The following is a 21,574-nucleotide window of genomic DNA, read 5'->3' as shown; positions in this document are numbered from 1 at the left end:
AACAACAGGGCGGAGCAGGCTCCGCCCTGGATTATGACTGTTTTTCTGACGTGCGCGGCCAGCTTGGCCAGTGCTGCTTGATAAAGGTCACCACCGGCGACTGCGCGATGCTTTCGCCAATGACCGCCAGCGCCGTACCGGCGTGCACTTTTTCCTGCGTCTTCGGCGCCTTCACTTTGCACTGCTTGATGCCGTTTTTGAACGGATTTTTCGGCTGCGTCGGACGCGGCGGTTTGCTCGGCGGCAGATAGCCGCCGCCCTGCGGCGCATTCAGCAGCGAGCTGGGTCTGACCAGCTCAATATCGCCAGGCAGTGTCGCCAGCATTTGCTTGAGCACTTTCACCGTGGCCGGCCGCGGGTGGCCGATGGCGATGGTGGAGCCGTTGCGGCGCGCCAGCTCGATGGCGCGGTTGAACTGGTGGCGAATATCGCTTTCGCTGGCGGTATCGTCAAGGAATACCCGACGTTTGATCACCTTGACCCCGGTGCCCGCCGCGGCGCGGGTGGCCTGGCTGTTGCCGATGGTCATGCTGTCGAGGAAGTACAGGTTGTAGCTTTCCAGCGCCTGCATCACCTTCTGCATGGCCGGCAGGCTGGAGGTCATGGCGCTGCCCATATGGTTGTTCATGCCCACCGCATAGGGCACGTTGCTTACCGCGTTGCGGATAATGCGCTGCACCTCTGCGCTGCTCATGGAAGGCCGCAGGGTATCGCGCTCCAGCGGCTGTTTGCTGAGCGGCTCCATTGGCATATGGATCAGCACCTCGCGGCCCTGCGCATGGGCGCGGGTCGCCATCAGATGGGCATGCGGGGCATTGGGCAGCACCGCCACCGAGATCGGCAGCGGCATTTGCAACACGGCGTTTTCTTCATGAGGGCGGTAACCGACGTCATCGATCACAATCGCCAGTTTGCCGGCCTGTGCGGCGGTGGCCAGCAGCAGGGAGCCAATCAGTACGGCGCTTCGTGTTTTGAGGTAGTGCAAAGCTATCTTCCCAACCACGGCAGTGGGTTAACGGCCTGACCCTGGCGACGAATTTCGAAATAGAGCGACGGCGTTCCCTGGCCTCCGCTGGTACCCACCAAGGCGATCGGCTGGCCGGCACGCACCTGCGCGCCCACGTTCACCAATGCGCTCTGGTTATAGCCGTACAGGCTCATATCACCTTTACCGTGCTCGACCACTACCACCAGGCCGTAGCCTTGCAGCCAGTCGGCCATCAGCACGCGACCGTCGGCGATCGCCTTGACTTCACTGCCTTCCGGCGCGGCGATAACCACGCCTTTCCAGCGTAACTCGCCCTGCAGCTGTTCGCCGAAGCGGTGCAGGGTGTTGCCGCGTACCGGCCAGTAGGCCTGACCGTTAGGCCGCCCCAGGCCGCCGGTGCGCGCCATCAGCGAACGTTCGCTTTCGCTAGGCTTGTAGCTGGTGCCGGTTTTCTTCGCCTGCTGCTCTTTCTTGCGTACTTTCTCGCGTACGCGGGCGGCTTCACGCGCTTCGCGCTCGGCGCGGGCGCGGGCCTCGCGTTCGGCGCGGGCGATTTTGTCGCGCAGGCGGCTTTCGTTCTGGCGCAGTTCACCCAGGCGCTGCTGATCTTTTTCCAGCGAGCTTTCCAGGGCGCTCAGGGTTTTCTTACGCGCGCTGCGCGCCTGCTCCAGCTTCTGCTGTTGGGCTTGCTGTTCGCTCAGCAGGGATTTTTGCTGCTTCTGCTTGGCGACCAGCGTGGTTTTTTGCTGCGCCAGTTCCGCGCGGGTTTGCTTCAGCTCTTCGATATTTTTCTGGCGCGCTTCGTTCAGATAGCCGAAGTAAGCCAGGATACGCTCGCTGCGCTGGCTCTCTTCACCGCTCAGGATCAGCTGTACGGCGCTGTGCTGCCCCTGACGGAACGCGGCGTCCAGCTGTCTGGACAGGATGTTTTGCTGTTGGGTCTGCTGCTTTTGCAGCTTGGCGATTGAGGCGTTAAGGCCGGAGATATCTTTGCCTAACGTGGTCAGCGTACTTTGCGTACTCCGTAAGGAACGGCTGGCCTGTGCAATGGTTTTTTCCTGCTGCCTGAGTTTGTCCTGCAGGCTGCTGCGCTGTTGTTGCTGTTGTTTAACCGCTTTTTCTTTCTCGGCGATGCTTTGCTGGATGTCTTTAAGCTGGCTTTTGTTGTCGTCGGCGGCATGGCCGGATAACGGCAACAGCAAGACGCCAGCGTATAACACGCTGGCGCACAGTGTGGTCAACTTCCGTGGTGCAACGCGTTGCGGCAGCAGCTGGCTGCCGGCTTTTGCGCCTCGGGTTACCCTTGATAGTGCAAAATACGCCTTCTCCCTCATGGAGTAGGATTATTCCACGATGAACAGCGGCTTACCAGTCATCTCTTGCGGGATTTTCATTCCCATCAGCGTCAGCATGGTCGGCGCAAGGTCGGAAAGCTTGCCACCGTTGACCGCCTGCGCCGGTTTACCGACGTAAATTAACGGCACCGGCAGGCTGGTGTGCGCGGTGTGCGCCTGGCCGGTCTGCGGGTCGCGCATCTGTTCGGCGTTGCCGTGGTCGGCGGTGATCAGCAGCTGTCCGCCGACGCTCTCCACCGCGTTAACAACCTGTGCGATGCAATTATCCAGCGTTTCCACCGCCTTGACCGCGGCGTCATAGTCGCCGGTGTGGCCGACCATATCGCCGTTGGGGTAGTTGCAGATGATGGCGTCGTATTTCCCGCTGTGAATGGCGCCCAGCAGTTTCTCGGTCAGCTCCGCCGAACTCATTTCCGGCTGCAGGTCGTAGGTGGCCACCTGCGGCGAGTTAATCAGGATGCGCTCTTCGCCGGTGAAAGGCTGCTCCACGCCGCCGTTATAGAAGAAGGTGACGTGGGCGTACTTTTCGGTTTCGGAGATGCGCAGCTGGGTTTTATCGTGCTTCATCAGCCATTCTCCGAAGGTGTTGGTCAGCGCCGTCGGCGGATAAGCGCAGGCGGTGTCGATATCGGCGGCGTATTCGGTCAGCATTACAAAATCGGCGAACTTCACCACTCTGGCGCGTGGGAAACCGTTGAAGTCGGCGTCGACAAAGGCGCGGGCGATCTGGCGCGCGCGGTCGGCGCGGAAGTTCATGAAAATCAGCGCGTCGCCGTCCTGCATGGCGGCGCTGGCTTCGCCGGCGGCCTGAATGACCGTGGGTTTGACGAACTCATCGTTTTCATCGCGTGCGTAGGCGGCCTGCAGCGCGGCGTCGGCGCTGTCGGCATGGAACTTGCCTTTGGCGTCGGTCAGCAGGTCATAGGCCAGCTGGACGCGATCCCAGCGGTTGTCGCGGTCCATGGCGAAGTAACGGCCGACCACCGAGGCGATGCGTCCGACGCCCAGCTGCTCGAACGCCGCGCTAAAGCGTCGCAGAGAGGCGTCGGCGCTGCGCGGCGGCGTGTCGCGGCCGTCCAGAAACGCATGCAGATATACGGCGCTGGCGCCGCGTTGCGCGGCCAGTTGCACCATCGCCAGTATATGGTCTTCATGGCTGTGGACGCCGCCCGGCGACAGCAGCCCCATGATGTGCACCGCTTTGCCGGCCTGCGCCGCTTTATCCACCGCGGCGGTCAGCACCGGGTTGGCGTAGAAATCGCCGTCGGCGATCGCCTTGTCCAGCCGGGTCAGATCCTGGTAGACGATACGGCCGGCGCCAAGGTTGACGTGGCCCACTTCCGAGTTGCCCATCTGGCCGTCAGGCAGGCCGACGTCCAGCCCGGAGGCGGCAATCAACGTATGCGGCCGCTGCTGCCACAGCTGGTCCATCACCGGCGTGCGGGCGTTGAGAATTGCATTGTCCTGCTGCTCTTCACGGTGGCCGTAGCCATCCAGAATCACCAGCACCATGGGCGTTTTATTGCTCGACATTGTATTAACCTCGTTGCTGTAAATATGTCAGCCTGAAAAGGGAGTGATAGTAGCGGATGGCCGCGCGCAAAGTGCCCAAAGAGATCAAACTTACGGCGAACAGTCGGCCGCTTTTTACGGTTAGAAGGAGAATTTCCCGGCGTCGTCCGCAGTTTCTGCAATCGCGGATGCTAATTGGCTGTAATTGACGCATTCGGCAGGTATACTCTGGAGCCTTGACCTATTTTCCTTTAACTAACGAGAGTTGTTACGCCCCATGCTGCAAGAAATTATGCCATTCGTTAGCAAGCATCCCATCCTGAGCCTGGCCTGGATCGCCCTGCTGGTTGCGGTGATTGTGATGACCTTCAAAAGCCGTTTCTCCAAGGTTAAAGATATCACGCGCGGCGAAGCTACCCGTCTGATTAACAAAGAAAATGCCGTGGTGGTCGACACCCGCAGCCGTGAAGATTTCCGCAAGGGCCACATTGCCAACGCCATCAACCTGACGGCGAGCGAAATCAAAAACGGCAGCCTGGGCGAGCTGGAAAAACACAAATCCCAGCCTATTATCGTAACCTGCGCCAACGGCACCGCATCGCGCGCGCCGGCGGAAAGCCTGAGCGCCGCCGGGTTCGCCAACGTCAGCACCCTGAAAGACGGCGTTGCCGGCTGGAGCGGGGATAACCTGCCGCTGGTGCGCGGTAAATAATCACGTTTTTACGTCGTAGAGGTGGCTTCCATGGCTAATATCGACATCTACACCAAGGCGACCTGCCCGTTCTGCCATCGCGCCAAGGCGCTGCTGAACAGCAAGGGCGCCGCGTTCAACGAGATCGCTATCGACGGCGATAACGTAAAACGTGAAGAGATGATTGCGCGCAGTGGGCGAACCACCGTGCCGCAAATTTTCATCGACGGCCAGCATATTGGCGGCTGTGATGATTTATATGCACTTGATGCGCAAGGTGGTCTGGATCCGCTGCTTTAAGCGACCGGCCATGGTTCACATCAATATTGCTGAGTATCAATAAGGACGTTTAACCAAGGGTATTATCGACATGTCAGAACAAAACAGCACCGAGATGGCTTTCCAGATCCAACGTATCTACACCAAAGACATCTCTTTTGAAGCACCGAATGCACCGCAGGTTTTCCAGCAGGAGTGGCAGCCGGAAGTTAAACTTGATCTTGATACCGCTTCCAGCCAACTGGCGGACGACGTGTATGAAGTTGTGCTGCGTGTTACCGTGACGGCATCTCTGGGTGAAGAAACCGCATTCCTGTGCGAAGTCCAGCAGGCGGGTATTTTCTCCGTTGCCGGCATTGAAGGCACTCAGCTGGCGCACTGCCTGGGCGCATACTGCCCGAACATCCTGTTCCCGTATGCGCGCGAGTGCATCACCAGCCTGGTATCCCGCGGTACTTTCCCGCAGCTGAACCTGGCACCGGTCAACTTTGATGCGCTGTTCATGAACTATCTGCAGCAGCAGGCAGAAGGCGAAGGTGCTGAACCACATCAGGATGCCTGATGAAAACAGTCAATGCTTCAATGACCGTTATCGGTGCCGGCTCGTACGGCACCGCATTGGCCATTACGCTGGCGCGTAACGGCCATCCGGTGGTGTTGTGGGGGCATAACCCAGACACCATCGCCAACATGCAGCGCGAACGCTGCAACCAGACATTTCTCCCCGACGTTCCTTTCCCTGATAACCTGCTGCTCGAGGCCGATCTGGCGCGCGCGCTGGCGGCCAGCCGCGATGTGCTGGTGGTGGTGCCGAGCCACGTCTTCGGCGACGTACTGCGCCAGCTGAAACCGCTGCTGCGGGCGGACGCGCGTATTGTGTGGGCCACCAAGGGGCTGGAGGCGGAAACCGGGCGTCTGCTGCAGGACGTGGCGCGCGATGCGCTGGGCGAGGCGATGCCTCTGGCGGTGGTTTCCGGGCCGACATTCGCCAAAGAGCTGGCGGCGGGCCTGCCGACGGCGATTGCCCTGGCGGCGACCGACGAACAGTTTGCCGATGATTTACAGCAGCTGCTGCACTGCGGCAAAAGCTTCCGCGTTTACAGCAACCCGGACTTTATCGGCGTGCAGCTGGGCGGGGCGGTGAAGAACGTGATTGCCATCGGCGCCGGCATGTCCGACGGGATCGGCTTTGGCGCCAATGCGCGCACCGCGCTGATTACCCGCGGCCTGGCGGAGATGAGCCGTCTGGGCGCGGCGCTGGGCGCCGACCCGGCCACCTTTATGGGCATGGCGGGACTGGGCGATCTGGTGTTAACCTGCACGGATAATCAATCGCGCAATCGCCGCTTCGGTATTATGCTGGGGCAGGGTATGGACGTGACAACCGCGCAGGATAGCATTGGCCAGGTGGTCGAAGGCTATCGCAATACCAAAGAGGTGTTGGCGTTGGCGCAGCGTCACGGCGTGGAAATGCCGATTACCGAACAGATTTACCAGGTGCTGTACTGCGATAAAAATGCCCGCGAAGCGGCGGTGAGCCTGCTGGGGCGGACGCGCAAGGACGAAAAGCACAACGCCTGATGTGAACGGCCCGTAGCGTCGGGCCTGGGGACGCGCCCTGAGCGGGGCGTCCGTATTATCACGTATTACCTTGCCGCCCGCGGCGAGGCGTTTTGTTTTGCAAAGTCAGAGCCAGAGAGGAACGCAATGTCGTCAGATGAGTTAGAGCAGGTGTGGAGCAACATTAAAGCGGAAGCGCGAGCGCTGGCTGATTGTGAACCGATGCTGGCTAGCTTTTTCCATGCGACGTTGCTGAAACATGAAAATCTGGGCAGCGCGCTCAGCTATATTCTGGCGAACAAACTGGCGAATCCGATCATGCCGGCGATAGCGGTGCGGGAGGTGGTGGAAGACGCCTACCGTTCCGACGCGCAGATGATCGCTTCGGCGGCGAGCGATATTCTGGCGGTGCGGCTGCGCGATGCGGCGGTGGACAAATACTCTACGCCGCTGCTGTATCTCAAGGGCTTCCATGCCCTGCAGTCTTACCGTATCGGCCACTGGCTGTGGAATCAGGGCCGTCAGGCGCTGGCGGTGTACCTGCAAAACCAGATTTCCGTCGCGTTCGGCGTGGATATTCACCCGGCGGCGAAAATCGGCTGCGGCATCATGCTCGACCATGCCACCGGCATCGTGATCGGTGAAACGGCGGTGGTGGAAAACGACGTCTCCATCCTGCAGTCGGTGACGCTGGGCGGTACCGGCAAAACCAGCGGCGATCGCCACCCGAAAATTCGTGAAGGGGTGATGATTGGCGCCGGCGCGAAGATCCTTGGCAATATTGAAGTGGGCAAGGGCGCGAAGATCGGCGCAGGTTCGGTGGTGCTGCGTCCGGTGCCGCCGCATACTACCGCCGCCGGCGTGCCGGCCCGCATCGTCGGTCGTCCGGAAAGCGACAAACCGTCGATGGATATGGATCAGTACTTCAACGGTTCGAACCACGGTTTTGAGTACGGCGACGGCATCTGATCGTAGCCGTCCCCCTTCCCGCCGGAGGCCGCGACAGCGGCCTGAGGTTGATGACAAAGTCGTCTGATGACCCGAGATACCCGGGCCTAGCGTAACGAGGGGCGCTCCGGCGGCTTACGCCGCTACGACCCCATCGCCACGCTCTCCCTAATAACAGGCTTTGTCAGCAGTCTGAGGCCGCGACAGCGGCCTTTTTGTTGTCTGCCGCGCTACTGTCTGAGCAGCGCGCCGGCATAATCCAGCTGCCGCCAGGCTTCATACACCACGACCGATACCGCATTGGACAGGTTCATGCTGCGGCTTTGCGCCTGCATCGGAATACGGATTTTTTGTTCGGCGGGCAGCGCATCCAGAATGCTGGCCGGCAGGCCGCGGGTTTCCGGGCCGAACAGCAGGTAGTCGCCCGGCTGATAGCTGACCGCGCTGTGCGCTGGCGTGCCTTTGGTGGTCAACGCAAACAGCCGCTGAGGGTTTTCGCTGGCGACGAATGCCGTATAGTCGGCATGACGTTTGATGCTGGCGAATTCGTGGTAATCCAGCCCGGCGCGACGCAGGCGCTTATCGTCCCACGGGAAACCCAGGGGTTCGATCAGGTGCAGCTGAAAGCCGGTGTTGGCGCACAGGCGGATGATGTTGCCGGTATTGGGCGGAATTTCGGGTTCAAATAAGACGATGTTCAACATGTAAAAAGCCCCTCATGACGAGGGGCGCAGAATAGCAAATATTGCGGGGTACTGTCGCTAGCGGGTGCGCGGCGGTTAATGCTCGCGCGCCGGTTTGCGCTGGTGCAGCGGCAGCCACAGGATCAGACGCAGGCCGCCGAGCGGGCTGTCTTCCGCCTTGACCCAGCCGCGGTGTTGGGCGATGGCCGCCTCGACGATCGCCAGCCCCAGGCCGGTACCGCCGGATTCGCGGTCGCGCGCCTCATCCGTACGATAGAACGGACGGAAGATTTGTTCACGGTCTTCCGCGCTGACGCCGGGGCCGTCATCGTCAACCACAATGGTAATACCCTGATTATCGACGCTGAACGCCACCTCAATGCGCGTATGGGAATAGCGCAGGGCGTTGCGTACGATATTTTCCAGCGCGCTGTCCAGAGCGCCGGCGTTGCCGAACAGCGTCCAGGGACCCGGCGGCGAGGTGACCGTCAGCTGCTTGCCCATCTGTTCCGCTTCAAAGCCGGCATTGTCCAGCACATCGGCCCACAGTTCGTTGGCCTTCAGCAGCTCGTGCGCCAGCTCGGTCTTCTGTTGGCCGCGCGACAACGCCAGCAGATCGTTGATCATCGAATCCAGCCGCTGCGCCTCGGTCTCAATGCGCGCCAGCTCGTGGCCTTCGCCGTGGCGGCGGCGCATCAGCGCGGTCGCCAGCTGCAGCCGGGTCAGCGGCGTGCGCAGTTCGTGCGAGATATCGGAGATCAGCCGCTGCTGAGCGGTCATCATGCGTTCCAGCGCGCTGACCATCTGGTTGAAGCTGGCGCCGGTTGCCAGAAACTCCTGCGGCCCCGATTCCAGCTCCGGGTGCTGCTTCAGATTACCGCGCGCCACGTCATCGGCGGCGTTCTTCAGCTTGCGCGCCGGTTTCGCCAGGCTCCAGGCCAGCCAGAGCAGCAGCGGGGCGCTGATCAGCATGGTGACGATCAGCAGCAGCAGCGGCCGGTCGAACATCAGGTTGATAAAGTCGGACTGCGGGCTGTTGGCCGGACGGATCAGATAGAGCTGGTAGTTGTCTTCGCCGTCGCGCACCGAGAAGGGGCCGACCAGTTCGACGCGGCCATATTTTTTCTTCTTGGGGTGATCGGCATTGTCGGACTGGCCGATAAAGTTGCGTACGATTTGCATATCGTTACGCTGCGCGCCAATCACCCGGCCTTCGCTGGTCACCAGAATCAGGCGCTGGCCCGGCGGCGCCCATTTGTCGATGGCGCGGAACAGGCGACGCCACCACATCAGATCGTTGGCCGGATCCTGCTGTAATTCGGCCTCGACGTGCTGTTCCAGCATCAACCCCTGCCGCTGCTCGCTGTCCAGCAGCGAGGTCATCTGGCGGGAGTCGAGCTTGGGCACCATCAGCACCAGCATCAGCACCAGCGCCAATGTGAACCAGAAAATGGCGAAGATGCGTGCCGTCAAACTGTTGATCATGTTGCTGATACCATTAAATAGCCCCGGCCGCGCAGGGTTTTGAACCATGGGTGGCCGTCTTTACGGTCCGGCAGCTTGCGCCGCAGGTTGGAGATATGCATGTCGATAGCGCGGTCAAACGGCGTCAGACGTTTGCCCAGCACTTCCTGGCTCAGCAGTTCGCGCGAGACCACCTGGCCGAGATGCTGCGCCAGCAGGTACAGCAGGGTAAATTCGGTGCCGGTCAGCTCCAGCACCTGGCCGTCAAAGCTGGCTTCCTGACGCCCCGGGTTCAGCTGCAGGCCATCGACGTCCAGCGTCGGCGCACCGCTGTCGACGCTTTGCTGCTGCTCGCTCCAGTTGGAACGGCGCAAAATGGCGCGGATACGTGCCACCAGTTCACGATCGTTGAACGGTTTCGGCAGATAGTCGTCGGCGCCGAGCTCCAGGCCCAGCACCCGATCCAGCTCGCTGCCGCGGGCGGTCAGCATGATCACCGGGGTTTGGTGGTGCTGACGCAGTTCTTTCAGCGTATCAATGCCGTTTTTCTTCGGCATCATGATGTCCAACAGCAAGAGATCGATGGAGCCGTCCAGCAGCGACAACGCCTGTTCGCCGTCATGGGCAACGACGATATTAAAGCCTTCCATCTCAAGCAGTTCTTTCAGCAGCGAGGTCAGCTCGCGGTCGTCGTCAACTAACAGAATCTTGTTCATTATGATTTACCTCCTGACGCAAAATACGTCATCAACTGTTGGCATTCCATGACTTTACGTAGTTTTACATGCCCTGACGGATGTTTGCAGCTGCAGCGATACACTGCTCCTCGTTGACTTGCAAAGCGGAATGAACGAGGAGTGAAAATGCGTAAGGTGACCGCATTAGTCGTGGCATCCATGTTGGCATCAGGTTCCGCCATCGCCGCCGACGCCATATCGCCTTCCGCGCAGGATGCCGCAACCAGCAACCCCGGCCAGCACCATATGTTTGACGGCGTCAGGTTGACTGAAAAGCAACGTCAGCAAATGCGCGATTTAATGCGCCAGGCCCGTCACGACCTGCCTGGTGTCAATGTAGCTGAAATGGAAGCAATGCATAAGCTGGTGACGGCAAACAAATTTGATGAAGCCGCCGTGTATGCACAGGCGGAGAAGGTGGCCCAGGAACAAGTGAAGCGCCAGGTCGAGATGGCCCGGGTGCGCAACCAAATGTATAACTTACTGACGCCACAGCAAAAAAGTGTTCTAGACCAGAAGCATCAGCAGCGTATGCAGCAGATGGAGCAACAACTTTCTGGTTTGCAGCAAGCTTCTGCCCAGAAGTGAGTGCGACTGAGTAGTACCCTGTTTTTCCTTGCCATAGACACCATCCCTGTCTTCCCCCCTCATGATGAGGGGGTTTTTTTTGTCCAAAATTCACAGAGGTTACCCATATGCAGCAGAGCCCCCTCTGGAGTCGGCCGGCGCGTTGCCGATATTGAACATATGGCGTCGATCTCTGAACCCATGGCGGCAACCATGCGGCGTATCTCTGCGGCTGACCGGCAAAGACTCATCACCCTGACGGCGGGGATTTTTTACCCGACATTCCGTTATACTCACCCCACTGGATAGTGAATCGGGATAGGTTAATGGAACAGCAATATGCGCGCCTGGTGAAGTCCGCCGCTTTGGCCGCGACCGTGATGGCATCAATCCTGCTGCTGATAAAGATCGTCGCCTGGTATATCACCGGGTCGGTGAGCCTGTTGGCGGCGCTGGTGGACTCTCTGGTCGATATTGCCGCTTCGTTGACCAACCTGCTGGTGGTGCGCTATGCGCTGCAGCCGGCGGATGAGGAGCATACCTTTGGCCACGGCAAGGCCGAATCGCTGGCGGCGCTGGCGCAGAGCATGTTCGTTTCCGGTTCCGCGCTGTTTTTATTCCTGACCGGCTTCCAGCATCTCTATGCGCCCGAGACGCTGCGTGCGCCCGCCGTTGGTATTGTGGTGACGGTTATCGCCTTGCTGAGCACCTTGCTGCTGGTCACCTACCAGCGCTGGGTGGTGCGCAAAACGCGCAGCCAGGCGGTGCGCGCAGATATGTTGCATTATCAGTCAGATGTCATGATGAATGGTGCTATTCTTATCGCGCTTGGGCTAAGCTGGTATGGTTTTCAGCGGGCGGATGCGTTGTTCGCTTTGGGTATCGGCGTCTACATTCTTTACAGCGCGTTGCGTATGGGTTACGAGGCGGTGCAGTCGCTGCTGGATCGCGCATTGCCGGATGATGAACGGCGCGCCATTATTGAGGTGGTTTCCTCATGGCCGGGCATCAAAGGGGCGCACGATTTGCGCACCCGCCAGTCTGGCCCGACCCGGTTTATTCAGCTGCATTTGGAAATGGAAGACAATTTGCCGCTGATGCAGGCGCATATTTTGGCTGAACAAGTGGAAAAAGCGTTATTGCACCGTTTTCCCGGCGCGGATGTCATCATCCACCAGGATCCATGTTCCGTGGTGCCCGCGGGGCGGCAGGGTCGTTGGGAGCTATAATTAACCTATTGCAATGGTGCCGGATTCCATGAAGAAAACGTAAAATTAGCTCAGTGTGCGTTGTTACTTTTTACCTGAATTTAGCGTGACCTGAATCAATTCAGCTTGGTGATTTTGTTATAGTATTCGGCAATAAAATTCGTAGGCGGGGTTGCTGCAACCGGAAACGCGAAAAGCCAATCGGCAAAGACAAAGTTCTTAAGAAATTGCATCTACAAGTTCAGAGGTAGTCATGATCAAGAAAATCGGTGTACTGACGAGTGGCGGTGATGCGCCGGGTATGAACGCGGCGATCCGTGGCGTTGTACGCGCCGCGCTTACGGAAGGTCTGGAAGTTTTTGGTATTTACGACGGCTACCTTGGCTTGTACGAAGATCGCATGGAGCAGTTGGACCGCTACAGCGTGTCCGACATGATCAACCGTGGCGGCACCTTCCTCGGATCGGCCCGCTTTCCGGAATTCAGAGATGAAAACGTACGCGCCAAGGCGATTGAGAACCTTAAGAAACACGGTATCGATGCGCTGGTGGTGATCGGCGGCGACGGCTCCTATATGGGGGCAAAACGCCTGACGGAAGAGGGTTTTCCGTGCATCGGTCTGCCGGGCACCATCGATAACGATGTGGCCGGCACCGACTACACCATTGGTTTCTTCACCGCGTTGGAAACCGTGGTGGAAGCGATTGACCGCCTGCGCGATACCTCTACCTCGCACCAGCGTATTTCAATTGTGGAAGTGATGGGGCGTTACTGCGGCGACCTGACGCTGGCGGCGGCGATTGCCGGCGGCTGTGAGTTTATCGTCCTGCCGGAAATTGAATTTAACCGTGACGATCTGGTGTGTGAAATCAAGGCCGGCATCGCCAAGGGTAAAAAGCACGCGATCGTGGCGATTACCGAGCACATCTGCGACATTGACGAGCTGGCCGCCTATATCGAGCAGGAAACCAAGCGTGAAACCCGCGCTACCGTGCTGGGCCACATTCAGCGCGGCGGTTCGCCGGTGGCGTATGACCGTATTCTGGCTTCGCGCATGGGGGCTTACTCCATCGAACTGCTGCTGAAAGGGTACGGCGGCCGCTGCGTCGGTATCCAGAATGAGAAGATGGTGCACCATGACATCATCGACGCCATTGAAAACATGAAGCGTCCTTTCAAGGGCGACTGGCTGGAAACGGCGAAAAAGCTGTACTGATCCTGCCCGGCCGTGCCGACAGACAAGCCTCCGTACGCGGGGGCTTTTTTTTGTGGATCGTCGCCATATTCCAGAATCGTCTAGGCCCAAATTTTTTATTCTTTAATTGCTGCCCCAGTTTCTGGCAGGCTTTGACGCTAAATCAGCCGTTTTGAGCTGGCTATTATTTATCTTGGGAGAGCGTGCGATGCGTAAATGGGGTGTAGGCCTGACATTAATGTTGCTGACAACCGGAGCGTTGGCGAAAGATCTTCAATTGCTGAACGTTTCATACGACCCGACGCGCGAGCTCTACCAGGAATACAATGCCGCCTTCAGCCAGCACTGGCAGCAGCAGCACGGCGATAAAGTTACCGTGCGTCAGTCCCATGGCGGTTCCGGCAAACAGGCCACGTCGGTGATTAACGGCATCGAGGCGGATGTGGTGACGCTGGCGCTGGCTTACGATGTGGATGCGATCGCCGCGCGCGGGCGGATTGATAAAAACTGGATCAAACGCCTGCCGGACAACTCGGCGCCTTATACCTCCACCATCGTGTTCCTGGTGCGTAAAGGGAACCCCAAACAGATCCACGACTGGCCGGATCTGATCAAGCCGGGCGTATCGGTGATCACGCCGAACCCGAAAACCTCCGGCGGCGCACGCTGGAACTATCTGGCGGCCTGGGGTTATGCGCTGCATCACAACAATAACGATCAGGCCAAGGCGCAGGCGTTTGTTAAGAGCCTCTATAAGAATGTGGAAGTGCTGGATTCCGGCGCGCGCGGCGCGACCAATACCTTCGTTGAGCGTGGCATTGGCGACGTGCTGATCGCCTGGGAAAACGAGGCCTTGCTGGCGAAAAAAGAGCTGGGTAAGGATAAGTTTGAAATCGTCACTCCGAGCGAGTCGATTCTGGCGGAGCCGACCGTGTCCGTGGTGGATCGTGTGGTCGACAAGCGTGGCACCCGCGAGGTGGCGAACGCCTATCTGAAGTATCTGTATTCCCCGGTGGGGCAGACCATTGCGGCGAAGAACTACTATCGCCCGCGTGATGCCGCGGTTGAGGCCAAATTCGCCGAGCAGTTCCCGAAACTGAAGCTGTTTACCGTTGACGATACCTTCGGCGGTTGGAGCAAGGCGCAGAAGGAACACTTCGCCAGCGGCGGAAAGTTTGACGAAATCAGCAGACGCTGAGACGTAACAATAAAAAAACCCCGGCATGCCGGGGTTTTGTCATTCTGAGCCGTTGGCTATCAGGCTTTTTTCGCTGCGGCTGCGGCTTTGACGATCACGGCGAAGGCGTCGGCCTTCAGCGATGCGCCGCCTACCAGCGCGCCGTCGATGTCCGGCTGGGCGAACAGTTCTGCGGCGTTTTTATCATTCACGGAACCGCCGTACTGAATGATGATGCCGGCAGCGACGTCGGCGTCGTGCTTGGCGATGTGGTCGCGGATAAATTTGTGTACCGCCTGAGCCTGCGCAGGGGTCGCGGATTTGCCGGTGCCGATGGCCCAGACCGGCTCATAGGCAATCACGGTGTCTTTCATCGCCGGCGCGCCCAGGGTTTTCAGCACGGCGTCAATCTGACGTGCGCAAACTTCTTCGGTCTGGCCCGCTTCGTTTTCCGCTTCGGTTTCACCGATGCACAGCACCGGGGTCAGGCCGGCTTCTTTCAGTACCGCGAATTTCTCGGCGATCACTTCGTCGCTCTCTTTGTGATAGGTGCGACGCTCAGAGTGGCCGATGATGATGTACTGTGCGCCGACGTCTTTCAGCATGTTGGCGGAAACTTCACCGGTAAAGGCGCCGGCCAGGTTCACGTCTACGTTCTGGGCGCCCAGCGCGATGCGGCTGCCGGCCAGCTGATGCTTGGCCTGGTCCAGGTACATGACCGGCGGCGCGATGGCTACGCCGCAGCCTTCTACGCTGCTCAGTTCGTTGCGCAGGCCGGCGATCAGCTCGTTAACCATGTGCGTGCTGCCGTTCAGCTTCCAGTTACCCATCACTAATGGATGACGCATAATTTTTCCTCCAACAAGGGAACGTGAGAATCGATGCCCGACATCAGCGAAGCGGCAGCCTACAGCGCGGCCGCTTCGGGCAGAAAGGGCATAAATAACTACTGCCGGACCGGCAGTCAACCTGCCCAACAGTATAGAGATGAATGGATCGGATGGCTTTGCTTTTCGTCATTTAATCGCCGCGGGATTCACGGTTCCGCCAGCGTCAGTTTCACCGGCTCCACCGCGAACGTCAGGCCCTGTTCGCCGTTATCGGCGACCACATAGCGGATGGCGCCGACCTGCTGAGTGTAAAAGCGCGAGCCTTTACCCTTCTCCAGTAAGGTACTCACCTTGATGATGCTCTGCTCTACCGTTAACGCCGGTTCGAACTGGCGCATTAATGCCGCCATATAGTTGACGGTGACGGCGCGTGCGCTTTTCTCTTCGTTGCCCTGCAGCGGCAGGTGGGTGATTTGCAGCGTTTTGATTTTACCGGTGCCTTTTTCCAGCGCGGTGGAGGCATACAGGTTTTCGTTGAGTTTACTGGCGGCGCGGGTCAGCAGCGGCGTGTCGTCGGCGCTGCCGTCAATGGCGCGGAACTCGCCGATCGGCAGTTTGGGGTTGTCGCGATTGTATTTGGCGCGGAATTTCGCCACGGTCAGATCGAACGTCGGCGCTCCGGCCAGCAGGTATGGCGCGGTCGGGGGCGCATCATTGGCGGCCGGCGTTTGCTCGGCCCAGGCATGGCCCATGCCCGAAAGCAGACAGGCGACGAGAGGAAGTGTTCTCAGCATAGCTCGCGGTGTTGATAGCAAATCGGACTCCGATTAAAGCGGTAATCGGGGGAGGTTGTCAAAGATCCGCCCGGATTATCTGTTTGCTGCCCTAAATGGCGTGCGGCGCATCAGCGCTGACGCCGTCCCTGCCGCGCCTATGTTACACTGCCGCACAGCTTATGGGCAGATTAACAACGCAGGATTCCATGACAATACAGCAGTGGTGTTTTTCGTTTAAAGGGCGCATTACGCGGCGCGATTTCTGGCTTTGGATGGGGGTCTGGCTGGTGCTGATGGCGATAGCGTTTACGCTGGCCAACTATCAGTGGGTGGCTATCCAGAGCATTGCGTTTTTTATTGTGGCGCTGTTGTGGCCGACGGCGGCGGTGCTGGTCAAGCGGCTGCACGATCGCAATAAATCCGGTTGGTGGGCGCTGCTGCTGATTTTGGCGTGGATGCTGGCGGCGGGCAACTGGCAGATGCTGGCGCCGATCTGGCAGTGGGGCGTCGGGCGTTTTATCCCGACGCTGATTATCGTCATGATGGCCATCGATCTTGGCGCCTTTGTCGGAACGCCCGGCGAGAATCGCTTCGGGCCTGAAGCCGAACCGGTCAAATTCCGCGATTAATCACCAGTAGTGCTCGCTGGTGATGTGCCCCGGCTTGCGGCGCAGGTGTTTGCGCATCCCGTGCAGCTCCTTCAGCGTTTGCTGGGTGTCGCGCACCATCTGCGGGTTGCCGCACAGCATCACATGGCCGGTTTCCGCATCCAGCGGCAGACCGATGGCGGCCTCCAGGCGGCCGTCTTCAATCAGCGCCGGCACCCGGCCGGTCAGCGAGCCGGAGACCTCCTCGCGGCTGACCACCGTCTGAATGCGCAGTTTGCCGTTGTAGCGCTGCTGGAGCTGCTGCATCAGCGGCAGGTAGCTCAGGTCGCGGGCATAGCGGGCGGCGTGCACCAGCACCAGATTTTTGAAGCGCTCAAGGCCTTTGCCTTCCTGCAGAATCGACAGGTATGGGCCAATGGCGGTGCCGGTCGCCAGCATCCACAGGGTTTCGCAGTCCGGCACTTCATCCAGTACGAAGAAGCCGGCGGCCTCTTTGGTCACCATTACTTCCGCACCCGGCTGCAGCTGGTTCAGTCGCGGGCTGAGTTTGCCCTCCGGCACCGTGACCAGGTAAAACTCCAGGTTGGAGTCGCAGGGCGCGTTGACGTAGGAGTAGGCGCGCTGCACGCGCTCGCCGTCAATCTCCAACGCCAGCTTGGCGAACTGGCCGGCGGTAAATGGGTCGATGGCGGCATCGACGGTGAGACTGAACAGCCCATCGGTCCACTGTTCCAGGTGAGTAACCTTGCCTTTAACCCATTCAGCCATACTTCATGCTCCCATCATCAAATCAAAAATAAAATTAGCACTCTGCGCGGTCGGCGTCGTTATCGCTCTCTGATATTTATCTTATGGCAAGTTGATGCAAACAATTATCGATTAAATGCTAAAGCCTGGCGGCGGCCCGCGGTGCCTGCCGTCGCGGCGTGCGTGACGTACCGTTTAATTTACGAGAATGGACGACTTTGCTGCCAGTGTGACCTGGATCAATATTTGGCCGGGACTCGCTAAAAAAAACAGATTTGTTAGTTTATGCGCCAACAAGAGGATGTCTGCGCAACGCTGGCCAAAATTGCCGCCACGCGCAGGGTTTTGGCGAGTTAAGACGTTAACAAAGAGAATGAGAAAACTAGAGAATTTCCACCTGTTGGTGATGCTGATCCTGCTGGTTGCCGTCGGTCAGATGGCGCAAACCATTTATGTGCCGACGATTGCCAATATTGCCCACGATTTGTCGGTGCGCACCGGCGCCGTGCAGCAGGTGATGGCGGCCTATCTGTTGACCTACGGTTTTTCACAGCTGATCTACGGCCCGCTGTCGGATCGCGTTGGCCGCCGTCCGGTGATTCTGGCCGGGATGGCTATTTTTATGCTCGGTGCCACCGGCGCGCTGCTGGCTAACAGCCTGACGATGCTGGTGGCCGCCAGCGCCATTCAGGGCATGGGCACCGGCGTGGCCGGCGTGATGGCGCGCACTATGCCGCGCGATCTGTATGCCGGCACCGCGCTGCGCTATGCCAACAGCCTGCTGAATATGGGCATTCTGGTCAGCCCGCTGCTGGCGCCGGTGATTGGCGGCGCGCTGGCGATGGTCTTCGGCTGGCGCGCCAGCTATGCGTTTCTGCTGGTATTGTGCGTGGGCGTCGCCTTCGCCATGTTCCGCTGGCTGCCGGAAACCCGCCCGCAGCAAACGGAAAAACGGCGCATGCTGGCCAGCTTCCGCCAGCTGCTGGCCGATGGAGCGTTCAGCCGCTACTTGGTCATGCTGATCGGCGGTCTGGCGGGAATTGCGGTGTTTGAAGCCAGCTGCGGCGTACTGATGGGCGGTGTGCTGGGGTTGAACGGGCTGACCGTCAGCATCCTGTTTATTCTGCCGATCCCGGCGGCCTTTTTTGGCGCATGGTATGCCGGCCGCGACGGCAAAAGCTTCCATCAGTTGATGTGGCATTCGGTGCTAAGCTGCCTGCTGGCGGGTCTGATGATGTGGATCCCCGGCTGGTTCGGCGTGATGAATATCTGGACGCTGATTGTTCCCGCCGCGCTGTTTTTCTTCGGTGCCGGGATGCTGTTCCCGCTGGCGACCACCGGGGCGATGGAGCCGTTCCCTTACCTGGCCGGCGCCGCCGGCGCACTGGTGGGCGGAATGCAGAATATGGGCTCCGGTCTCGCCACCTGGCTGTCGTCCATGCTGCCGCAGACCGGGCAGTTTAGCCTGGGCCTGCTGATGTTCGCCATGGCGCTGCTGATTCTGCTGTGCTGGTGGCCGCTGTCCAACCGTATGCAGCAGGCGGGCCACACCGTTTAACGTGAGCGGCCAGGCATTGCCTGGCCGTCGGGTGACTCCTTACAGCAGGTACGGGTGCAGCGCCGGGTCTTTACGATCCAGATAGTGGGTCGAACGGATGCGGCGGATGGTGCGTGATTTGCCGCGGATCAGCAGCGTTTCCGTGGTCGCCATATTGCCCTGGCGGCTGATACCTTCCAACAGGTCGCCTTTGGTGATGCCGGTGGCGGCGAAGATGACATTGTCATTGCGCGCCATATCGTCCAGCAGCAGCACCTTGCCTGCCTCAATGCCCATCTCCTTACAGCGCGCCAGCTCCTGCTCGCCGATGCGGCGGTTGGCGTCATTATCTTCCTTCACCTGATGACGCGGCAGCAGGCGCGCCTGCATATCGCCGTCCAGCGCGCGGATCACCGCGGCGGAAATCACCCCTTCCGGCGCGCCGCCGATGCCGTACATCACATCCACTTCGCTGTCCGGCATGCAGGTCAAGATAGAGGCGGCCACGTCGCCGTCCGGAATGGCGAACACCTTGACGCCCATCTGCTGCATTTGCGCGATCGTCGCGTCGTGACGCGGTTTGGCCAACGTGATCACCGTCAGCTGCGACAGCGGCTTGTTCAGCCGCGCGGCGACGTTTTGCAGGTTGTCGGCGAGCGGCAGGCTGAGGTCAATGGCGCCGCGCGCCGCCGGCCCTACCACCAGTTTTTCCATATACATATCCGGCGCATGCAGGAAAGTGCCGCGATCGCCGACCGCCAGCACCGCCAGCGCGTTGGATTGTCCCATGGCGGTCATGCGCGTGCCTTCTATCGGGTCGACGGCGATATCCACCGCATCGCCCTGGCCGGTGCCGACCTGCTCGCCGATATACAGCATTGGCGCTTCATCGATTTCACCTTCGCCAATCACGATGCGGCCATCGATCGCCACCTTGTTGAGCATAATCCGCATGGCGTGGACGGCGGCGCCGTCAGCGGCATTCTTGTCGCCGCGTCCCAGCCATTGATAGCCGGCTAACGCCGCAGCTTCGGTTACGCGGGAAAATTCGATGGCTAATTCACGTTTCATGGCAAAACCTGTCAGTGAGTAGAGGGGAAGAGCGGGTAAGTTTACCACAGCGGCGGGCGGGCGCGGCGGGGCAAAAAAAAGCGCCGCCTTGCGGCAGCGCATTGTTCGTGTGAATTCGGCGCGGAATTATTCGTGGTCTTCCCACGCCTGGGCGCGGGCGACCGCTTTTTTCCAGCCGCTGTAACGGTAGTTACGTTCGGTGGTTTCGATGCTCGGGCGGAACTCCCGCTCGATGACCGCCTTGCTCTTCACTTCATCCAGGTCGTTCCAGTAGCCGATGGCCAGGCCGGCGAGGAACGCCGCGCCTAACGCCGTAGACTCGCGCACTTCAGGACGCTCAACGCGCGTGCCCAGAATGTCGGATTGGAACTGCATCAGGAAGTTGTTGGCGACGGCGCCGCCGTCAACGCGCAGCGACTGCAAACGGGTATTAGAGTCGGCCTGCATGGCGTCCAGCACGTCGCGGGTCTGATAGGCGATGGATTCCAGCGTCGCACGGATGATGTGGTTGCTGTTGGCGCCGCGGGTCAGGCCGAAGATGGCGCCGCGCGCATACGGGTCCCAGTATGGCGCGCCCAGACCGGTGAAGGCCGGCACCACGTAGACGCCGTTGCTGTCTTTCACCTTGGTGGCGAAGTATTCGGAATCGGCCGCATCGCTGATCAGCTTCAGCTCGTCGCGCAGCCATTGGATGGACGCGCCGCCGATAAACACCGCGCCTTCCAGCGCGTAGTTCACTTCACCGCGCGGGCCACAGGCAATGGTGGTCAGCAGGCCGTGGCTGGAGCTGACCGCCTCTTCGCCGGTATTCATCAGCAGGAAGCAGCCGGTGCCGTAGGTGTTTTTCGCCATGCCCGGCTGGACGCACAGTTGGCCGAACAGCGCTGCCTGCTGGTCACCGGCGATGCCGGCGATAGGAATACGCGTGCCGCCTTTGCCGCCGATGTTGGTCTGGCCGTAAATTTCGGAAGACGGGCGCACCTTCGGCAGCATGGCGCGTGGAATATCCAGCGCCTGCAGCATGCGTTCATCCCAGTCGAGCTGGTGGATGTTGAACATCATGGTGCGCGAGGCGTTGGTGTAATCGGTGACGTGAACCCGTCCCTGCGTCATTTTCCACACCAGCCAGGTGTCGACGGTGCCGAACAGCAGTTCGCCGCGCTTGGCGCGTTCACGGGCGCCCTCGACGTGATCCAGGATCCATTTCACCTTGGTGCCGGAGAAGTACGGGTCGACCACCAGGCCGGTGTTCTGACGGATGTACTCTTCCAGGCCGTCGCGCTTAAGCTGTTCGCAGATATCTGCGGTGCGGCGGCACTGCCAGACGATGGCGTTGTAGATCGGCTTGCCGGTCTCTTTTTCCCACACGATGGTGGTTTCACGCTGGTTGGTGATGCCGATCCCGGCGATTTGGTCGGAGCTGATGTCGGCTTTCGCCAGCACTTCGACCAGCGTGGAGCTTTGGGAAGCCCAAATCTCCATCGGGTCGTGCTCTACCCAGCCGGCCTTTGGATAGATTTGTTCAAATTCGCGCTGCGACACCGCAACGATGTTGGCATCGTGATCCATGACGACGGCGCGTGAGCTGGTGGTTCCCTGGTCGAGGGCGACAATAAATTTTTTTTCTGTAGTCATGGTTGA

Annotated in this window: 22 protein-coding genes; 11 read left to right on the top strand and 11 right to left on the bottom strand. The window is 59.7% G+C overall.

Annotation, left to right across the window (positions count from 1 at the left end; all coding sequences use genetic code 11):
• Positions 1-31: 31 nt before the first annotated feature.
• The 3 genes from I6G83_RS06360 to gpmM are packed head-to-tail and all read right to left on the bottom strand — an operon-like array spanning position 32 to position 3,876.
• Positions 32-985, bottom strand: coding sequence for a divergent polysaccharide deacetylase family protein (locus I6G83_RS06360; protein WP_054307436.1), 954 nt, complete (start codon positions 983-985; stop codon positions 32-34).
• 2 nt (positions 986-987) lie between these two features.
• The gene (envC, locus tag I6G83_RS06355; RefSeq protein ID WP_015962344.1) at positions 988-2,322 is read right to left on the bottom strand and encodes a murein hydrolase activator EnvC; all 1,335 of its coding nucleotides are present in this window, start codon (positions 2,320-2,322) and stop codon (positions 988-990) included.
• Between the two features lie 9 nt (positions 2,323-2,331).
• Complete coding sequence (gene gpmM / locus I6G83_RS06350; RefSeq protein WP_054307435.1) at positions 2,332-3,876, bottom strand: 2,3-bisphosphoglycerate-independent phosphoglycerate mutase; 1,545 nt, start codon at positions 3,874-3,876, stop codon at positions 2,332-2,334.
• Between the two features lie 256 nt (positions 3,877-4,132).
• On the opposite strand from gpmM, the gene I6G83_RS06345 reads away from it, so the two are divergent.
• The 5 genes from I6G83_RS06345 (at position 4,133) to cysE (ending at position 7,354) form a co-directional block, all read left to right on the top strand.
• Positions 4,133-4,567, top strand: a complete 435-nt coding sequence (locus I6G83_RS06345; protein WP_015962342.1) for a rhodanese-like domain-containing protein — start codon at positions 4,133-4,135, stop codon at positions 4,565-4,567.
• 30 nt (positions 4,568-4,597) lie between these two features.
• A complete protein-coding gene (grxC, locus tag I6G83_RS06340) occupies positions 4,598-4,846 on the top strand; it encodes a glutaredoxin 3 (protein ID WP_015962341.1) in 249 nt (82 codons plus the stop codon).
• Positions 4,847-4,916: 70 nt separating this feature from the next.
• Positions 4,917-5,387: a protein-export chaperone SecB gene (secB, locus tag I6G83_RS06335; RefSeq protein ID WP_015962340.1), complete on the top strand. Its 471-nt coding sequence runs from the start codon at positions 4,917-4,919 to the stop codon at positions 5,385-5,387.
• Positions 5,387-6,406, top strand: a complete 1,020-nt coding sequence (gpsA, locus tag I6G83_RS06330) for an NAD(P)H-dependent glycerol-3-phosphate dehydrogenase (protein WP_015962339.1) — start codon at positions 5,387-5,389, stop codon at positions 6,404-6,406. The genes secB and gpsA overlap by 1 nt, the downstream gene beginning before the upstream one ends.
• A gap of 126 nt (positions 6,407-6,532) precedes the next feature.
• A complete protein-coding gene (gene cysE / locus I6G83_RS06325; RefSeq protein WP_015962338.1) occupies positions 6,533-7,354 on the top strand; it encodes a serine O-acetyltransferase in 822 nt (273 codons plus the stop codon).
• Positions 7,355-7,563: 209 nt separating this feature from the next.
• Here the strand turns inward: cysE and trmL are convergent, their stop codons facing one another.
• The 3 genes from trmL to cpxR all read right to left on the bottom strand — a co-directional run bounded on the left by trmL (position 7,564) and on the right by cpxR (position 10,196).
• Complete coding sequence (trmL, locus tag I6G83_RS06320) at positions 7,564-8,037, bottom strand: tRNA (uridine(34)/cytosine(34)/5-carboxymethylaminomethyluridine(34)-2'-O)-methyltransferase TrmL (protein ID WP_054307956.1); 474 nt, start codon at positions 8,035-8,037, stop codon at positions 7,564-7,566.
• A gap of 75 nt (positions 8,038-8,112) precedes the next feature.
• On the bottom strand, positions 8,113-9,501 hold the full coding sequence (gene cpxA / locus I6G83_RS06315) for an envelope stress sensor histidine kinase CpxA (RefSeq protein ID WP_015962336.1): 1,389 nt from the start codon (positions 9,499-9,501) through the stop codon (positions 8,113-8,115).
• Positions 9,498-10,196 carry an envelope stress response regulator transcription factor CpxR gene (cpxR, locus tag I6G83_RS06310; protein ID WP_015962335.1) on the bottom strand — a complete coding sequence of 233 codons (699 nt, stop codon included), beginning with the start codon at positions 10,194-10,196 and terminating at the stop codon, positions 9,498-9,500. The genes cpxA and cpxR overlap by 4 nt, the downstream gene beginning before the upstream one ends.
• 147 nt (positions 10,197-10,343) lie before the next feature.
• Here cpxR and cpxP point away from each other — a divergent pair, with 147 nt between their 5' ends.
• From cpxP to I6G83_RS06290, 4 genes are all read left to right on the top strand, one after another.
• A complete protein-coding gene (gene cpxP, locus I6G83_RS06305) occupies positions 10,344-10,805 on the top strand; it encodes a cell-envelope stress modulator CpxP (protein ID WP_015962334.1) in 462 nt (153 codons plus the stop codon).
• A gap of 305 nt (positions 10,806-11,110) precedes the next feature.
• Complete coding sequence (gene fieF / locus I6G83_RS06300; RefSeq protein WP_054307957.1) at positions 11,111-12,013, top strand: CDF family cation-efflux transporter FieF; 903 nt, start codon at positions 11,111-11,113, stop codon at positions 12,011-12,013.
• A gap of 232 nt (positions 12,014-12,245) precedes the next feature.
• The gene (pfkA, locus tag I6G83_RS06295) at positions 12,246-13,208 is read left to right on the top strand and encodes a 6-phosphofructokinase (RefSeq protein ID WP_015962332.1); all 963 of its coding nucleotides are present in this window, start codon (positions 12,246-12,248) and stop codon (positions 13,206-13,208) included.
• Positions 13,209-13,395: 187 nt separating this feature from the next.
• Positions 13,396-14,385: a sulfate ABC transporter substrate-binding protein gene (locus I6G83_RS06290; RefSeq protein ID WP_054307958.1), complete on the top strand. Its 990-nt coding sequence runs from the start codon at positions 13,396-13,398 to the stop codon at positions 14,383-14,385.
• A 59-nt stretch (positions 14,386-14,444) separates the two neighbouring features.
• Here I6G83_RS06290 and tpiA read toward each other — a convergent pair whose 3' ends face one another.
• Positions 14,445-15,212, bottom strand: coding sequence for a triose-phosphate isomerase (gene tpiA / locus I6G83_RS06285; protein WP_015962330.1), 768 nt, complete (start codon positions 15,210-15,212; stop codon positions 14,445-14,447).
• A 188-nt stretch (positions 15,213-15,400) separates the two neighbouring features.
• Positions 15,401-15,988 (bottom strand): DUF1454 family protein, encoded by a 588-nt coding sequence (locus I6G83_RS06280; protein ID WP_054306371.1) that lies wholly within the window; start codon positions 15,986-15,988, stop codon positions 15,401-15,403.
• Positions 15,989-16,176: 188 nt separating this feature from the next.
• On the opposite strand from I6G83_RS06280, the gene I6G83_RS06275 reads away from it, so the two are divergent.
• Positions 16,177-16,599: a DUF805 domain-containing protein gene (locus tag I6G83_RS06275; protein WP_054306370.1), complete on the top strand. Its 423-nt coding sequence runs from the start codon at positions 16,177-16,179 to the stop codon at positions 16,597-16,599.
• Here I6G83_RS06275 and fpr read toward each other — a convergent pair whose 3' ends face one another.
• On the bottom strand, positions 16,600-17,346 hold the full coding sequence (fpr, locus tag I6G83_RS06270) for a ferredoxin--NADP(+) reductase (protein ID WP_015962327.1): 747 nt from the start codon (positions 17,344-17,346) through the stop codon (positions 16,600-16,602).
• Between the two features lie 352 nt (positions 17,347-17,698).
• Here fpr and emrD point away from each other — a divergent pair, with 352 nt between their 5' ends.
• Entirely contained in the window at positions 17,699-18,883 is a 1,185-nt protein-coding gene (emrD, locus tag I6G83_RS06265; RefSeq protein WP_054306369.1) for a multidrug efflux MFS transporter EmrD, read from the top strand.
• A 39-nt stretch (positions 18,884-18,922) separates the two neighbouring features.
• Here the strand turns inward: emrD and glpX are convergent, their stop codons facing one another.
• Both glpX and glpK read right to left on the bottom strand, forming a co-directional pair.
• A complete protein-coding gene (gene glpX, locus I6G83_RS06260; protein ID WP_015962325.1) occupies positions 18,923-19,933 on the bottom strand; it encodes a class II fructose-bisphosphatase in 1,011 nt (336 codons plus the stop codon).
• 126 nt (positions 19,934-20,059) lie between these two features.
• A complete protein-coding gene (gene glpK / locus I6G83_RS06255) occupies positions 20,060-21,568 on the bottom strand; it encodes a glycerol kinase GlpK (RefSeq protein WP_054306368.1) in 1,509 nt (502 codons plus the stop codon).
• Between the last annotated feature and the right edge of the window lie 6 nt (positions 21,569-21,574).

The sequence above is a fragment of the Serratia rubidaea genome (assembly GCF_016026735.1).
In the GTDB taxonomy this organism is placed as follows: domain Bacteria; phylum Pseudomonadota; class Gammaproteobacteria; order Enterobacterales; family Enterobacteriaceae; genus Serratia_B; species Serratia_B rubidaea.
Note: the sequence above shows the minus strand (reverse complement) of the source record. Positions and strands in the feature narration are given on the sequence as shown.

What these genes read in the sequence shown, in the direction of transcription:
- emrD (WP_054306369.1), top strand. Translation starts at nt 17,699, where the DNA reads ATGAGAAAACTAGAGAATTTCCACCTGTTGGTGATGCTGATCCTGCTG.
- envC (WP_015962344.1), bottom strand. Translation starts at nt 2,322, where the DNA reads ATGAGGGAGAAGGCGTATTTTGCACTATCAAGGGTAACCCGAGGCGCA.
- secB (WP_015962340.1), top strand. Translation starts at nt 4,917, where the DNA reads ATGTCAGAACAAAACAGCACCGAGATGGCTTTCCAGATCCAACGTATC.
- cpxA (WP_015962336.1), bottom strand. Translation starts at nt 9,501, where the DNA reads ATGATCAACAGTTTGACGGCACGCATCTTCGCCATTTTCTGGTTCACA.
- cysE (WP_015962338.1), top strand. Translation starts at nt 6,533, where the DNA reads ATGTCGTCAGATGAGTTAGAGCAGGTGTGGAGCAACATTAAAGCGGAA.
- I6G83_RS06345 (WP_015962342.1), top strand. Translation starts at nt 4,133, where the DNA reads ATGCTGCAAGAAATTATGCCATTCGTTAGCAAGCATCCCATCCTGAGC.
- gpmM (WP_054307435.1), bottom strand. Translation starts at nt 3,876, where the DNA reads ATGTCGAGCAATAAAACGCCCATGGTGCTGGTGATTCTGGATGGCTAC.
- cpxP (WP_015962334.1), top strand. Translation starts at nt 10,344, where the DNA reads ATGCGTAAGGTGACCGCATTAGTCGTGGCATCCATGTTGGCATCAGGT.
- fieF (WP_054307957.1), top strand. Translation starts at nt 11,111, where the DNA reads ATGGAACAGCAATATGCGCGCCTGGTGAAGTCCGCCGCTTTGGCCGCG.
- I6G83_RS06275 (WP_054306370.1), top strand. Translation starts at nt 16,177, where the DNA reads ATGACAATACAGCAGTGGTGTTTTTCGTTTAAAGGGCGCATTACGCGG.
- gpsA (WP_015962339.1), top strand. Translation starts at nt 5,387, where the DNA reads ATGAAAACAGTCAATGCTTCAATGACCGTTATCGGTGCCGGCTCGTAC.
- glpK (WP_054306368.1), bottom strand. Translation starts at nt 21,568, where the DNA reads ATGACTACAGAAAAAAAATTTATTGTCGCCCTCGACCAGGGAACCACC.
- I6G83_RS06280 (WP_054306371.1), bottom strand. Translation starts at nt 15,988, where the DNA reads ATGCTGAGAACACTTCCTCTCGTCGCCTGTCTGCTTTCGGGCATGGGC.
- trmL (WP_054307956.1), bottom strand. Translation starts at nt 8,037, where the DNA reads ATGTTGAACATCGTCTTATTTGAACCCGAAATTCCGCCCAATACCGGC.
- fpr (WP_015962327.1), bottom strand. Translation starts at nt 17,346, where the DNA reads ATGGCTGAATGGGTTAAAGGCAAGGTTACTCACCTGGAACAGTGGACC.
- grxC (WP_015962341.1), top strand. Translation starts at nt 4,598, where the DNA reads ATGGCTAATATCGACATCTACACCAAGGCGACCTGCCCGTTCTGCCAT.
- I6G83_RS06290 (WP_054307958.1), top strand. Translation starts at nt 13,396, where the DNA reads ATGCGTAAATGGGGTGTAGGCCTGACATTAATGTTGCTGACAACCGGA.
- pfkA (WP_015962332.1), top strand. Translation starts at nt 12,246, where the DNA reads ATGATCAAGAAAATCGGTGTACTGACGAGTGGCGGTGATGCGCCGGGT.
- glpX (WP_015962325.1), bottom strand. Translation starts at nt 19,933, where the DNA reads ATGAAACGTGAATTAGCCATCGAATTTTCCCGCGTAACCGAAGCTGCG.
- tpiA (WP_015962330.1), bottom strand. Translation starts at nt 15,212, where the DNA reads ATGCGTCATCCATTAGTGATGGGTAACTGGAAGCTGAACGGCAGCACG.
- cpxR (WP_015962335.1), bottom strand. Translation starts at nt 10,196, where the DNA reads ATGAACAAGATTCTGTTAGTTGACGACGACCGCGAGCTGACCTCGCTG.